This is a genomic window from Sphingobacterium sp. MYb388, from assembly GCF_037479535.1.
Taxonomy (GTDB): Bacteria; Bacteroidota; Bacteroidia; order Sphingobacteriales; family Sphingobacteriaceae; genus Sphingobacterium; species Sphingobacterium anhuiense.
The window spans coordinates 908,816-924,615 of record NZ_JBBGYV010000001.1; the positions used below are offsets into that span (position 1 = coordinate 908,816).

The window sequence follows — 15,800 nt, forward strand, 5'->3', positions numbered from 1 at the left end:
ATGACTTATACTAATTGAAGAATGAAAAAGATTTATATAACACTAATGTTTATTTCCACTTTAGGTTTTTTTTCTTGTGCGAAATGGCTTGATATACAGCCTGAAAGTGATGTGGATAAGAATATTCTGTTCTCGACAGAAGATGGCTTTAAAGAGGCTCTTATAGGTGTTTACACCAGAGCTGCGAAAAGTGATTTATATGGTAAAGAGTTGACCATCGGTACATCTGAAGTATTGGTCCAAAACTATACCATTCCCAGTAATGACCCATTAAGATACCAGCAAACTAAAAACTTCAGGTACAACGATGCGAATTTCACCGCTCGTAAGGATGATGTATGGAAAGGCTTATATAATGGCATTGTCAATGCTAATTTGATTCTAGGCGAAGTCGATAAAAAACAAAATCTTTTTATTGGTAACAACTACGCCTTGATTAAAGGGGAGGCATTGGCCTTGCGCGCTTTTCTGCATTTTGATGCCCTGAGATTATTTGCTCCAGCGCCTGTTATCAATGATAAAGTGGATGCAATACCATACGTTACAACTTATTCCAACAAATCGACAAAATTGTCCTCTGTATCTCAAGTGCTGGACTCCGTAATCCGTGATTTGGAACAGGCGAAGGATTTGTTAAAAATAGACCCCATTCGCCAGAAATCCTACATTGTCGGTTATCCGACAAGTACAGACACACTAGAAAATTCGGAACTCAGCGACCGAAATCTTTTCTTGCAAAATAGGAGACACAGACTGAACTATTTTGCGGTATGTGGCTTACTTGCTCGTGTTAATTTGTATAAAGGCGACCAAATAAAAGCGTTAGCATATGCCAAAGAAATTATTGTTGCAAAGAAGTTTCCGTGGACAAATCGTACGGATTTCCTGGCAGTTGATGCCGATAAAAAGGACCGTATCCTGTATAAAGAATTGTTGTTTGCTTGGTATATCCCTGCAATGAGCAACACGTTTAATAACGAGTGGTTTACAGAGGGAAACTCGGGGATGTACCTGGATCAAGAGGAAGCGAAGATTATATATGATGTTGGTGGGGCTGGAGGGAGCGATATGCGCTATACGCAGTGGTTTGGAAGTACAAGCGTAGGTTCAGCTTTTATTTCTCCTTTGCTCAAATATAGAAGAAATGTTTTCAGCGAGAACTTTTCGGCCAACTTGCATTACTTGGTCGCCCCAGCAGTAAGGTTAAGTGAAATGTATTATATCGCTGCTGAATGCACTTTTGGAAATGATCCTGCTCAAGCACTTGCTTATTTAGATGAGGTGAGGCAAAATCGGGGAATCGGGCAGAAGCTGGAAATGATGAGCCAAGCTGCTTTTCGTCAGGTGCTGATAAAGGAGTATCGTAAGGAAATGTATGCGGAGGGGCAGCTATTTTTTGCATATAAACGATTAAATCAACCTATAGTTGGTCAGCAGGGAGCTTTAATACCCGTGAACCAGCAGGTATTTACGTGGCCGCTTCCTGATGATGAAATAATTTATGGACAAAGATAATTGAACATCAAAATGAAATATACTACATTTTTAATCATGACACTTGGCATTTCTATGTTCTTTTCTTGCAAAAAAGTATCGGTCATGACGTATGACCGGCCAGCAAATATTTATTTTAATCTGACTGCTGCAGATCGTGACAGTATGGTGTACACTTTTGCATATGATATGACTAAGGCTACTGATACGATCTTTCTACCGGTCAAATTAATGGGGTACCGGGATGAAAAATCAAGAAGCTTCCAGGCGTATATAGAAAATGATTCTTCAACAGCTCAAGCGGAGATTCATTACGACAAATTGAAGCCAGACTATCCGCTTATGGAAGGAGCTGGACAAACTTTTTTACCCATTATCATTCATAACGTCAAGGACCTGGAAACTCATGCCGTGTCTCTAATAATCAAACTCAAAGCAAGTACGGATTTTGGGACGGAAAATAAAAACCTTATTCGTGCCCGGATCATCCTCTCCGCACAATTGGAACAGCCCCAATGGTGGTCCATGTGGTTGGATAATTATTCCAGGGTAAAACATCAATTGTTTTTGCTTGTAACAGAACAGCGCACTTTGTCGATGCAGGGCATAGATGCACCAAAAAATCTCTATTTCGCAAATTTATTGCTAATCATGTTAAATGATCCCTTCAAGTGGGTTCAGGATCATCCTGAAAAGGACTATAAACTGGAGTCCACTGATGATGGGCAGACTTATGTCTTTTACCATGTGGATAATCCAAATCGAACCATATTGTTAAGGAAAAATGCAGGTTCGGGTAAGTATTTTTTTATTGATGAAACAGGAAAGGAGGTGAGGTAATATGGCTATAAATATTTTTATGAGGAAAGGGTTCTTCGCATCTGTTTGCATTGTGATGGTTATAGCAACTTTATACAGCTGCTATAAAGATAAAGGTAACTATAACATTGCATTACCGCAGGAACCTCAAATCACGGGGCTGGATACGCTGTATGAGGCTTCAGTGGGTGACAGCTTGATCATTAGTCCAAAAATTTTAGGAATTGATCCAGGTTCGGTACAGTGCAACTGGCGAATTGATGTTCCTGAAGCAATTAATCCGGAGACTAATCATTACGAAGGACAAGCACTACGGATCGCTTTTGGTTTGGAAGCTAAGCGTTATCGCGCAAGACTGACCGTTACAAACAAGGAAAATGGGATGAAATATTTCTATAATTTTCATATTCAAGGGGTGACAGCATTTTCGAGAGGATCATTGGTGCTGTCGGTCGATAATGGTATTAGTAAGCTCTCTTTTATAAAACCTGATCATTCGGTTCAGGCTAATATTTACGAAATCATTAATGGTGAAAATCTTCCGGCTAATCCATTACATATCCATTATGTCAGGAATCAGTTTACAGGAAATACTCCGTTAGGATATTGGATTATTTCAAAAAACGGTGGAGTTAGACTGGATGTGAATAATTTGAAGAAGGAGACCTTGAAACCGGGGACATTGCATGACAACTTTTTCTTAGCACCGCCACGTATCGATGTCGGAAGTTTACAAACTTATCCGTTTGGGGCATTATTGGGTGTGATCAATGGTAAATTTTATGGTGGAGCAACGACTACATGGGATCAATCGGTAACCTATGGTATGTTTGGAACGTTTGCAGATGGTGATTATGAGCTGGCGTCACAATTTGTCCTATCATCGGTGGACAATAATTTCAGTATTATCGGTTTTGACAAAAATAAAAAACAATTTATCCGGATCAATATATATGGTTCACCCATGTATTTTGGTACGCAATATACGAGCGTGAATCCAGAAATATTTGATCCTAGCCAGGTGAGGATGGATCTGTTACACATGGTGCAGATCAATAATAAGGACACTTATGCTTTTGTGAAAGATAATTCAGGTAAAGTTTATGAACTGAAGTTTACAGCTAATTTTAATGGACCATTTTTAGTTACCGCAAATCATAAAAAGCTTTTTGTACATCAGGAATGGATCAATGCAAATACTAAAATGGTGGCTAGTCGGATTGGATATATTTATGTGGGTTATCAAAACAAAGTGTTCCGTTATAATCCGCTCAATCAACAGGTGCAGGAATTAAAAGTTAATATACAGTCGCCTGTTAGTTTATTGAAATTGGACGATGACGAAAATACACTTATAGTTGGAGCTGGAAGCTCACTCTACTATCTGGATATTCAGGTAGGAAAAGATGGACAGCTCCTTAAGAAAATTGATGGAATACCAGGCGACATAGTAGACCTAACCTGGAGGAAATAAGTAATAAACTATAGCTAAATTATACATATGAAAATTTTAAAAATTGCTGCCATCATACTGGCAGCAGCACCAACATTGTTGTTTGCACAAGAGACTGCTTTTCAGATTAAAGGAACAGCTTCTAAAATGTTTAACGGTAAGATGATCTATCTGGACTATACGAAAGATGGATTTCCAGCATCGGATTCTGTCCAGATTGTGAATGGAAAATTCAGTTTGCAAGGTACGGTCGATGAACCTATTTATTCCAGAATGGTTCTTGATCAAGAAGGAACTGGGAAGCTGATGGCACAAAATGTGGGCGATCGTTTATACTTTTACCTCGGCAACGAGAATTATAATTTTACGATTAAGGATTCTTTACGTACGGCCTCAATTAAAGGATCAGCCATTCATGATGAATATAGTGCATATTTAAAAGAAATAGGCGGAGGATTTATGGATATCATTGACGCTGGCAATAAGGCATTCTCTGCAGTAAACAAAGACGCTGCTGATGCAAATGAACAATATCAAGCTATTCATGAAAAATTTGAAGCCAAATTTGAGGCGCGTCGGGTAAAGGAATTAGTCTTCGCAGAAAATAATCCGAACTCTATATTTTCAATTGATGCGTTAGTAGATGCTTCCAATAAACGAAAGCTTTCTGAAATTGAGCCGATATTTTTAAAACTATCGAAGGAGGTACGCCAGCTTACTACAGCGCGCCAGTTGGAGGCACGGTTTTTAGCGGAGCGAAGCATAAAGATCGGCAGTAAAGCTCCCGATTTTTCACAACCGGATACCAAAGGTAAAATGGTTAAGGTTTCCGATTTTAAAGGGAAATATGTCTTGATCGATTTTTGGGCCAGCTGGTGCGGCCCATGCCGTGCTGAGAACCCGAATTTGGTTAAAGCATATCACAAATATAAGAATAAAGGCTTAGAGGTATTGGCTGTTTCTCTAGATGATACTAAAGGAAAGAATGCTTGGCTAAAAGCAATAGAAGATGATGGCATGCCATGGATCCAGGTTGCTGACTTGAAAGGGTGGTCTAACGACGCAGCAGTTTTATATGGGGTAAGGGCTGTTCCGCAGAATTATCTGGTGGATCCGCAAGGAACTATTGTTGCAATCAATTTAAAAGGCGATAACTTACACGCCGAATTGGCAAAGGTATTTGGTAATTGATAATGCTTTATAAAGTACACTTTTTTGTTAAAATTTAAGCTTATTGCTTGCTATTGGGAGATCTGTTAAGCTTTATTAATATTAAAAGGGTAGCGGTATGCTACCCTTTTGTTTAAAGTCAAAAGGGCCTAATTCTCATTAGACCCTTTATCTTGACGTTTTGATGTACAGTAATTTTTTTATGTTTTTTATCGTTTCCTCTTTTTTGTTTCGTCATCCAAAAGTTTTGGGTGCATTTGGACTTTCTACTGTACTACGTCGATTTATTTTCTGCCTTATAAAAAGCAGGTTTGCTATAGTTTTCAATAATAAAACAACTGTCCCTTAAAAAGGGTCATAAAAAAATTATTTTTAAACTTTTTTATAGGATAATCTAGCCATTTACATTTTGAAATGGTGGGACATTCATATTCCTTTATTTATGTGTCAGCACTGTATTTGGTAGCAACATGAAGGTGTTAACCGGAGAATTTAGATGTTAAAGATGGTATTTATGCTTTTCCTAGTGGCGATAAATATTGCTTCGAAGTGTCTTTTCAAACTTTCCTTTATTCACACTTGTTATCAATTAGAACATAGATCAATCTGTCAAAGCATGACCAGGACGAAAAATGCTATGATCAAAGGAAAATCTATTCGTTAACAGATAAAAATTGCATAGTATGGCAGATGATAAATCAAAAAAAGGAAAACAGGATCGTTCGCAGGTGAGTGGATCAGAAAACTACGAAATTCAATATTTTAAAGATAAAATGGGGGTGAGCAGACAAGAAGTGATAGGCCGATTGGATAAAAATAATTAAACATTATTTATAATTAACATAATAGCATGACCAAAGGCCGTATTTCAGTCCATGAGCTTATGAAAATAGGGAGGGAGCAGGAAGGGAAAAGTGAGAATACTGCAGCAGCCGATAGCTATAAGCAAGTACTTAAAAAAGATGCATTGAACGCTGGGGCATATCATCGGCTTATGGTCTTATACCGCAAGCAGAAGGATTATAAGAAAGAACTTGCGGTAATTCAAAAGGCTATCAAGATGTACGATAAAGATATTAAGCAGGACCAGCAAGCGTGGAGAAAAACAAATCAGCAATCGGCAGATCTTAGTCAAGATCTAGCGAAAGCGTTGGGTCTTGTGAATGAAGATGGCCTACCGGTATACGAAGAACCGCATATTAACACGTGGCGGAAACGTCTGGAAACCGTTCAAAAAAAATTAGAAGCATCAAGTCTGAAGTCTAAAAAACGTAAATAAGCGATCATTGCTTTTTCTAAGTTAGGCTTGCTCTTTTGTTAATTCCTCAGATTCGACATAATCCTTAAAGTTCTTAAAATCTTTGTGGATCATTCTTTCTAAACCCGGATTTAAAAACTTTGCAACTGCTTTCCCTAACTCACCAACCGGGGCTTTATAGCTCATTTTTAATGATATCTCCGTTTTGTTTTCTCCTGCTTCTTTAAACTTTACTGTGCCAGCATTTTGAACCTTCGAATCAGCCATACTTGACCAAGAAATCTGCTCGTTGATAATATCAGCCGTGATGGTGGCCTTCCAGGATAAAGGATCTAGTCCCGCGGGTGTTTTTACATGCCATTCAGAATGCTTTTCATCAATTATATCAACGCGATCCAGATGTTTCATTATTGACGGAAGATTTTCAAGTTTTCTCCAGAACGCATATACGACGTGGCGAGGACTGTCTACTGTAATGACCGATTCTATAAACACATCAGTCGGGTTATTTGCCTGGTCGATCGCGAGCCTATCGTATATTGGACAGTAACCAGTAGATCCTCTTAATAAAAGTAGAGCACTAGAGACGGCCAGTGCTGGATCTTTCTTTTTACCCGTTAGGCTTGTATAAAGTAAATATGACGATGATAAGATCGTGATTATGCGTTCAGTTTTACTGATATTTTGTTTATAATTCATCATGATATAATTATCTATATACTAGATTTTTGTTGCTCAGATTTCTTTCTATATGTACAAATCAAAATGGATAATGTTCATTTACATCTTAATCTGCTAGGCACGGAGTTTTTTCAATGTTACAAGACCTATCCTTTAGTAATACCGAAAGAAATTGCTGTAACTTTTCCTTAGCTATCTCGGTAAAAAAATATGATTTTTAAAATGGGTATCCGATAATATTTTTATTTTGAAAAATTTATCTTTACCTTGACTTTAACGTTCATGCCAATTAAATGTTAAACCAATAGGATGTCTCCAAAAGAAATAGCTACATTAGAAAAATTGAAAGATGGGGATTTAGCTTCATTTAATGAGATCTATTTTCAATATTCTCCAAAGATTTATGTGCGGTTGATCAAGTTGGTAAAAGATCAAGTTGTGGCAGAAGAAATCTTGCAGGATGTATTTACTAAAGTATGGGTCAACCGTGCTAAGATCGACGCTACTAAAGGTTTTGTTTCTTTTCTCAATCATATTTCTGATAATCTGGCGATTGATTTTTTTCGGAAAGTACAACGTGATAAATCCCTGCAGCTGGAACTATGGGTATCGGCAGTAGAATTGTATTATCATACAGAAGAACATATTCATTTAAAAGATACACAAGACATTTTAGCAAAAGCAATAGATTCGCTAAGTCCAAAGCGAAAAGAAATTTTGATTCTTAATAAATTTCAGGAAAAGAGCTACAAAGAAATAGCAGAAGAACTTGGAATTTCGGTTTCTACTGTTAGTAATCAATTGGTCAGTGCATTGAAAGATATTAAAGAATATATTCAAAAAAACTACCGAAATGAGGCTATAATCAGCTTTTTAGCCACTTTACTCTTTAAACTTTAAAAATAATTGAAAATGCAATAGTGTGTTTTTGTCTGACAGACGTATAGAGAGTTATATACAGCAATGTATGGACTAATTATAAACTGTTTTGAAAGGACAATTTTTTAAGTATAAACTGCAAGAGTATATTCATAATAGACTCGACCTAAAGGAATATGAGGCATTCTTTGATGAGCTGAACCAGGTGGACCCTGTTCTTCTTCAGGAGTGGATTGCCGAAATTTTAGAGGAGGAAGATGGAACTGTGAGTGCACGGATTTCCATACCTGATCTTTCTAGGGTTCATAAACATGTACTGCAGAAGGTCCATGAAATAGATCCGCCTGTTGCGCTAAAAACTCGAAAAATGACGTATTGGATGTGGGCATCTACTGCAGCAATATTCCTATGTGTCCTTTCACTGCTTTATGTATTCCAATTTAAAACGCAGTCCGAAGTTAGCAATAAGCAAATGTTGTCCTACTACGAAAATACGCATCATTATACCATCGATATGCAGCTTCCGGATAGCTCCATTGCTATTCTGTATCCACATGCTAAGATCAGCTATGCACTTAACAAGGAAGGGATACGCGAGATTAAACACATGCAGGGAAAAGTAATTTATAAAGTCCATAAAAATCCTAATGCTCCTTTTACCGTTAATTATATGGGCTATGTGACGCGGGCACTGGGTACAGTATTTAGTGTTGATCCCAAAGCGAATGAAAATATCCTAATCAAACTTTTGGAGGGTAGGATTTCAGTTGGCCATTTTGGTGCGTTACCAAAAGACCTCTTGTACCTGAATCCGAATGAAGAGGTGGAAGTTGATCTGAAGTTGCATAAAATGACCAAACTAACGGAGAAAGTTTTGGATAAATCCAGGATAGCGCGCGTGGATAAAAAACTGAGCGAGCTTATTCCAAGTTTTAATGCGAACGTAGCATGGACCAGTCAATCCGTTGAATTCAGTCAAACCAAAAATACGCAACTCCTGCAAGTGATTGAAAATTTATATGAAGTTTCGATTATCTGCGAAAGCCCCGAGTTACTATCCAATTCTTTTACAGGAAGCCTCAACAGAAAAGAGCCTCTTGAAAAATTCTTAAGCAATTTCTGTCAATTAAACGGTTGCTCGTTCCGCCTTGATAATGGAATCGTCACCTTGAGCAATTCAGCAAGAAAGGAGGGGCCAAATTAGGAAATCAACCCTTTATGATACATAAAAAATAAAACGACCAGTTTTTTAATTTTTAATAACCAATACTTAAAATTATGAAGCATATTTTAATCAAATTAATGCTAATGGGACAGCTATTCCTATACTTTTCGGTAGGATTTGCCCAATCCAACCTGAAAGTCAGTGGTAAAGTAGTGGATGCCGAAGGAAATTCCTTGCCCGGTTCAACCATTGATCTCATTCATGAAAAAACGAATAAGAAATGGAATTTCATTGCGGATAATGACGGATTATTCACCTTGAGTCCATTAACTGAAGGCGAGAGCTATTCCATTTTTGGACATCATGTAGGCTATGCTGCTGATTCTGTTAAGCATTTTGTAGCCTCTGCAACTAGTAAAAACACAATTCTTATCCGGTTAAAAACCAATGCGAAGACTATTGATGAAGTCGTAGTTGTCGGCTATGGCGTTCAGAAAAAAGTAAATCTAACGGGAGCGGTGTCTGCGGTGTCGGGGGCTGACTTAAATAATCGACCAGCCGGCCAGACATCATCTGCCCTTCAAGGTATGGCATCTGGTGTGACGGTCACCCAGCGTTCAGGTAAACCTGGTGCTGATGGCGGGGACATTCGCATTCGAGGTATCGGCACACTCGGTAACGCAAACCCCTTGGTATTGATTGATGGTATTGAGGGATCCATGAACAATATAGATCCTAATGTCGTCGAAAATATTTCCATTCTTAAAGATGCTGCATCAGCATCTATATATGGTTCTAGAGCAGCTAATGGTGTAATTTTGGTAACCACTAAACGAGGTAACTCCGAAAAGGTTGCAATAGCATATAATAATTATTTTGGGTGGCAATCTGCTTCCAATATGCCTAAAATCGTCAATGCACTGGACCACATGTTGCTTACGAATGAAGCGTATACCAATGTGGGTGCTAGTCCTCTGTATCCAGAGGATATTATTAAAACTTATCAAACGCAAGGAAATGGGAGTTCTGATGAATACCCCAATACGGATTGGCAGAAGGAATCATTACAGGGCAACGGATTTCAGCACAGTCATTTCCTAACGGTCAATGCGGGAACTAACAATGTCAAAATGTTGACATCAGTAGGCTACTTTGATCAACAAGGATTGACTTTGAACAGTTCATTCAAAAGGTATACCATTAGGAACAATGTGGATGTTAAGTTTTCTGAAAAACTTGCTATGAAGTTTGATTTTCAATATGTGAATCCAATCATTACATCACCATCGGCAGGTATCGAGGAGCTTTTTCAATGGATGAGTAGCATCCCTGCTAATCAAACCTTTAGAAATGCTAATGGCACTTGGGGGCTTGGTTGGAATGGTAATAATCCTGTTTCTGCAGCAGCAGATGGAGGTATTGCAACCAATAAGAATCCGTTTGGAAGTATTAATGCCTCATTGATTTATAGACCGAAAGAATGGCTTACAGCAGAGGTCAATTATGCACCGAAATATGCTACCCAAGTAAATAAAAACTTTCGTAAAGCTGTACAGTCTTACTTTCCTGATGGTACAGCAAGTTTTTCTGTTCCTGTTCGCACTGCTCTAACACAGTATAATAGCCAAGAGTTATTTAATAATATGCGTGCTACATTGACTTTTAACAAGGATTTTGGTCAGCATCAGGTACGCTGGTTAGTCGGGGGGGCCCGTGAGGATTATAAGATTGATTATATCCAAGGCTTTCGAGATACGTATGTTCTTCCTGACTATGAGGTATTGAATGCAGGATCGGCTTTGAATCAGTCAGCTACTGGAAGTGCTTCGGAATGGGCTTTGCAATCGCTATTCTCTCGAATTAATTATGTCTTTAAGGATCGTTACCTTCTCGAGCTCAATGCTCGTTACGATGGATCTTCTCGCTTTGCTAAAGGGAACCGTTATGGCTTTTTTCCTTCGGCGTCTGCTGGTTGGCGTTTCTCCCAAGAAGAATTTCTGAGCTCAATTAAGGGGTGGCTGAATGAGGGAAAGATTCGCGCTTCATGGGGTAAATTAGGGAATCAGAATATTGGCACTTATCCCTCTGTTGCTACGCTTAACTTAGGGTCCTCTACTTTAGGAAATGGTATTGTAAATACAGCTGCTCTCAACGATATGTCCAATCCTGATATTACTTGGGAGTCTACTGAAGAAAAGAATATTGGTCTTGATTTAACATTATTCAACAGATGGACTTTTACTGCTGATCTCTACAATAGAAAGACAAGTGATATCTTGTTATTGCTCGATATTCCACTTATTATCGGATTAAATAAACCCTATCAGAATGCCGGAGTTGTGGAAAATAAAGGTTGGGAAATGTCTGTCGGTTATAAAAATGATCCTGCTCAAGCTTTTCGATACAATTTCACATTCAATCTTTCAGATGTGAAGAACAAGGTATTGGATATGCGCGGCGTCAATCAAACAGGGCTTACTGTGAATCGGGAAGGTCATCCCATCAATTCTATTTTTGGTTATGTTTCTGAAGGATATTTCCAAAGTGCAGATGAAATCAAGACACACGCTACTCAATTTGGAACGTTGGCTCCTGGAGATCTGAAATACAAAGATCAAAATGGCGATAATGTTATTAATGAATCTGATAAAACTATCATAGGCAGCACCATTCCAAGGTATACGTATTCGTTAAATTCCAATTTTAGTTATAAGGGGATCGACTTTAGTTTCTTACTGCAAGGAGTCGGTAAGGCAGATGGTTATTTATACGGGGCGGGGATACAGCCGTTTACAACTACAGGTGCCATTGGGGGAACAATTAGAGAAGACAACAAAGATCGTTGGACCCCAGATCATACAAATGCCAAATACCCACGTCTAGCTTTTGGGCAAAATAATAATCAACAAGCTTCTCAATTTTGGATGAAAAATGCTTCGTATTTGCGATTGAAGAATGTACAGCTTGGTTATACCTTTCGTGGCCAAAGTTTGAAGTCGATAGGTGTCAGTAGACTCCGGCTCTTTGTTAATGGTTCTAACCTGTTCAGTATTGACAAATTTTGGGATGGCTATGATGTGGAGGCACCTATCGGTTATGGTAACTTTTATCCGCAGGTTAAGGTGTATAGTTTTGGTTTAGATGTTACTTTATAATTTGTGAACTTATGAAAAATCTATGTAAATATGTTTTCAGTATCTTATTTGTCGGAATACTGTTTGTGATGGGAGGATGTGATAAATATTTGGATCGATCACCATTGGACGGTCCGTCTGACGAAAAATATTTTGCTAATCAAGAAGAGCTGACATTAGTTGTCAATGGATTATATAGTGCCGTCGTATTTCACCCCACGGATGATATGCCTATTAATTTAACACTTGACGATGCTACAGATATTGGTTGGGATCGTAATACTTCCGATCTGCAGGCCGTGGGGCGTGGAGATTATGATAGTAATAATGGTTATATCCGAAATATTTGGACCAACTCTTACAAAGTGATTAGTAAATGCAATTTTATTTTGGACAATATTTCTAAGCTGGACGGTAAGATGGATGCTACCTTACAAAAAAGATATAAAGCAGAAACTCAATTTATCAGAGCTTATGTGTATTCTTACCTGATCGATTATTTTGGTGGAGTGCCTTTGGTTAAAAGTAGTGTTAGCCTGTCTGATGCTAATATTCCCAAAAGTGCAAAGGTTGAAATCGCTAATTTTATTTTAGAAGAACTGGAAGATGCTGCCGCAAATCTGCCGGTAAGCTATGGTAATACCGATATCGGTAGGGCTACAAAGGGTGCCGCATTGGCTATCCGTGCTCGCACGGCTCTTAACAACGAGTTGTGGGAGCAAGCAAGTAAATCAGCAAAAGCGGTAATGGATCTTAAAGTCTATAGTTTACATCCCGATTTTGGACAGCTCTTTACCTATGATGGAGAAGGGTCGAAAGAAATAATATTTGCTTTTCAATACCTGCGTTTACAAAAAACAAAAACGCATAGTACTACAAGAGGGTTTATATCTCGAAACGCACAAGGTACCTCAAACAAGATACCGTCGCAATCTGTTGTTGATGCTTATACATGTACCGACGGACTGGCTATTGACAAATCACCAATGTATGATCCCAAGAAACCTTTCAATAATCGTGACCCTCGATTGGCCTATACGATTGCGCTTCCTGGTTCTGTATACTTTGGATTTCAGTTTGAAACGCACAAAGATAGTCTGCTATGCTGGAATTATAACTATAATACCTCGTCTCCAGTCCGTATTCAAAATCAGGATGCGATCAATGCATATGCGACTTTCTCAGGGTACTGCTGGAAAAAATATGTCGATATGAAAGATAAAGATTTTACAATGGAATCCGAGCTGAATATTATTCAAAGCCGATATGCTGAAATTTTATTGATTTATGCGGAAGCAATGATAGAATCCAATACCATTGACCAAAGTGTCTATGATGCTATCAATAAAATTAGACAGCGTCCTACTGTCGATATGCCTGCGGTTGGAGCCGGACAGTCTCAGACGCAACTTAGGGAGATTGTACGTAAAGAAAGACTCTATGAACTGGCGAATGAAGGTTTCAGGATGGTTGATCTGAGACGATGGAAATTGGCAAATAAAGCCATGAATTCGACTTTGTATGGAAGAATTCCGAAAGGATTGCTGGCTAATGCTCCCGCTATCGATCAAGATGGGCTGGCGAATTATCAACAAGTAGCAAATCAGAAGGATATGCGTGTCATAGAAATCCGTAAGTTCGACGGGAACAAGAATTATTTATGGCCTATTCCCAATATTGAAATTGTAACGAATAAAAACTTAGAACAAAATCCTGGTTATTAAACTTTAAATTTAGAATAATGATGAACAGATTTTTAGTAATTGTAACCACTTGGAGTGTTATGCTGCAGGTGGCTTATGGACAAGTGAATAAACAAGTGGACCTGTGCATCTATGGGGCGACTTCTGCTGGCGTTACCGCCGCATATACCGCTTCGCATGCTGGTAAATCGGTTCTTTTGATCGACCCAGGTACGCGAATCGGGGGTCTCAGCTCTGGTGGTTTGGGACAAACAGATATCGGGAACAAATATGTCGTCACTGGGGTGGCGTTGGATTTTTATCGTAAAATAGGCAAATATTACAATGGTTTTGAACAGTGGATATTTGAGCCAAAAGTGGCTGAAAGTGTCTTTAAAAACTATCTGAGTAATTCGACTACCGAGCAAATGCTGGGATATAGACTGGTGGAGGTGAAAACGGACAATAGATTGATTAAATCAATAGCTGTGACACCTAGTGAAAGCAAAGATAACCAACAGATCGTTGTCAGCGCCAAAATGTTTATGGACTGTACCTATGAGGGTGACCTCTTGGCCAAGGCAGGTGTATCGTATCACGTTGGGCGGGAGTCAAATGCTACGTATGGAGAGACTATAAATGGGGTGCAATTGTTGGATGGACACCAGTTTCCGGATGGAGTAGACCCGTATAAGGTTAAAGGGAACCCTGAAAGTGGTCTTCTTTGGGGAATAAACGATGAAAGTGTAAAGGTAAATGGTACAGGGGACAAGAAGGTTCAAGCTTATAATTATAGAATTGCACTAACCAATATCCCCCAGAATAGAATTACGATTACTCAGCCTGATCATTATGATCCGGCTAAGTATGAGCTCTTAAAAAGGCAAAAAGAGATTCAACCCTGGAAAAGTATTCAAGATGTCTTTATCTGGAGTCTAATGCCCAATGGTAAGACCGATATTAACAATAGAAATGGCTTTTCAACAGATATGATCGGGATGAACTGGGATTACCCTGAAGCTGATTATTTCAAAAGAAAGGAGATTATCAAAGCGCATGAAGATTACACGAAGGGATTACTATATTTTGTTGCAAATGACCCTTCTGTACCCGTGGCTCTTCGGGATGAATTTAAAAAATGGGGATACCCCCGGGACGAATATGTAGATAATGGACATTGGTCGCCACAATTGTATGTGCGTGAAGCCCGTAGGATGATTAGTGATGTCGTCATGACCGAACATCATTGTCAGGGAAATGAGACAGTAAACGATGGGGTCGGTTTTGCTGCTTACACCATGGACTCGCACAATTGTGACCGCGTAGTTGTAAACGGAATGGTTAAAAATGAAGGTAATGTTGAAGTCGGAGGGTTTTCACCATTTCCAATTTCATACAGATCTATTGTCCCTAAAAAGGAAGAGATCAATAACTTATTGGTACCTGTGTGCCTTTCTGCGAGTCACATTGCCTTCGGATCGATTCGCATGGAGCCTGTATTTATGGTATTGGCACAATCAGCAGCTGTGGCTGCATGCCTTGCCATAGACCAGAAGCTATCGGTTCAGGATGTCGATGTCAATCGAATCCGTCAAGTCTTGCAGACTAACGCTAAAGCCGATGGTCGTCAAGCTGATTATATTATTCAAGTGGAAAACACTGATCAGGTGGAATTGCGTGGCAAATGGATTAAATCTGCGAAAAAAGGATATGGTATGAGCTATCAAGAAGCACATAGCGATCCCGCTGCAACTGCTCGATTTTCACCTGGGAAAGATTTTGTCGCTGGTAAGTATAAGTTGTATAGCTATTTTCCGAAAACGGCTGAAAGTGCCGCATCTGGTTTATTCAAGGTATTCACAGGTAAGCAATTTGTTGAAAAAAATATTAATTTTAAGGAGGTCAATATTCAAGGACAGACGACCAGTACATGGGTAGAAGTGGGCGAATATACGTTTGAGAGTGGCTCTAAAAAACCTTATGTAGAGATTCGTTCTAATGCTCAGGGTGTATTGGCAGCTAATGCTTTGATATGGGTACCTATTTCTGACCAAAACTAGTGGCT

At 38.9% G+C, this 15,800-nt stretch carries 12 protein-coding genes; 11 read left to right on the forward strand and 1 reads right to left on the reverse strand.

What is annotated here, in order from left to right; all coding sequences use genetic code 11:
• Window positions 1-21 precede the first annotated feature (21 nt).
• The 6 genes from WH188_RS04060 to WH188_RS04085 all read left to right on the forward strand — a co-directional run bounded on the left by WH188_RS04060 (window position 22) and on the right by WH188_RS04085 (window position 6,215).
• Entirely contained in the window at window positions 22-1,515 is a 1,494-nt protein-coding gene (locus WH188_RS04060) for a RagB/SusD family nutrient uptake outer membrane protein (RefSeq protein WP_132771277.1), read from the forward strand.
• Window positions 1,516-1,527: 12 nt separating this feature from the next.
• Entirely contained in the window at window positions 1,528-2,334 is an 807-nt protein-coding gene (locus tag WH188_RS04065) for a DUF4843 domain-containing protein (protein WP_132771278.1), read from the forward strand.
• Window positions 2,335-2,353: 19 nt separating this feature from the next.
• Entirely contained in the window at window positions 2,354-3,787 is a 1,434-nt protein-coding gene (locus WH188_RS04070) for a PKD-like family lipoprotein (RefSeq protein WP_165905940.1), read from the forward strand.
• 27 nt (window positions 3,788-3,814) lie between these two features.
• Window positions 3,815-4,957, forward strand: a complete 1,143-nt coding sequence (locus WH188_RS04075; RefSeq protein ID WP_339423339.1) for an AhpC/TSA family protein — start codon at window positions 3,815-3,817, stop codon at window positions 4,955-4,957.
• Between the two features lie 662 nt (window positions 4,958-5,619).
• The gene (locus WH188_RS04080; protein WP_132771281.1) at window positions 5,620-5,760 is read left to right on the forward strand and encodes a DUF3606 domain-containing protein; all 141 of its coding nucleotides are present in this window, start codon (window positions 5,620-5,622) and stop codon (window positions 5,758-5,760) included.
• A gap of 26 nt (window positions 5,761-5,786) precedes the next feature.
• Entirely contained in the window at window positions 5,787-6,215 is a 429-nt protein-coding gene (locus WH188_RS04085; RefSeq protein WP_132771282.1) for a DUF2225 domain-containing protein, read from the forward strand.
• Window positions 6,216-6,236: 21 nt separating this feature from the next.
• On the opposite strand, the gene WH188_RS04090 is transcribed toward WH188_RS04085, so the two are convergent.
• Entirely contained in the window at window positions 6,237-6,896 is a 660-nt protein-coding gene (locus WH188_RS04090) for an SRPBCC family protein (RefSeq protein ID WP_132771283.1), read from the reverse strand.
• A gap of 288 nt (window positions 6,897-7,184) precedes the next feature.
• On the opposite strand from WH188_RS04090, the gene WH188_RS04095 reads away from it, so the two are divergent.
• From WH188_RS04095 to WH188_RS04115, 5 genes are all read left to right on the forward strand, one after another.
• Complete coding sequence (locus WH188_RS04095) at window positions 7,185-7,775, forward strand: RNA polymerase sigma factor (RefSeq protein ID WP_132771284.1); 591 nt, start codon at window positions 7,185-7,187, stop codon at window positions 7,773-7,775.
• An 88-nt stretch (window positions 7,776-7,863) separates the two neighbouring features.
• A complete protein-coding gene (locus WH188_RS04100) occupies window positions 7,864-8,958 on the forward strand; it encodes a FecR family protein (RefSeq protein WP_339423340.1) in 1,095 nt (364 codons plus the stop codon).
• Between the two features lie 74 nt (window positions 8,959-9,032).
• Window positions 9,033-12,074: a SusC/RagA family TonB-linked outer membrane protein gene (locus tag WH188_RS04105; protein WP_339423341.1), complete on the forward strand. Its 3,042-nt coding sequence runs from the start codon at window positions 9,033-9,035 to the stop codon at window positions 12,072-12,074.
• A gap of 11 nt (window positions 12,075-12,085) precedes the next feature.
• The gene (locus WH188_RS04110) at window positions 12,086-13,777 is read left to right on the forward strand and encodes a RagB/SusD family nutrient uptake outer membrane protein (RefSeq protein WP_339423342.1); all 1,692 of its coding nucleotides are present in this window, start codon (window positions 12,086-12,088) and stop codon (window positions 13,775-13,777) included.
• Window positions 13,778-13,794: 17 nt separating this feature from the next.
• Window positions 13,795-15,795, forward strand: a complete 2,001-nt coding sequence (locus tag WH188_RS04115; RefSeq protein WP_339423344.1) for an FAD-dependent oxidoreductase — start codon at window positions 13,795-13,797, stop codon at window positions 15,793-15,795.
• The last annotated feature ends 5 nt before the right edge of the window (window positions 15,796-15,800 follow it).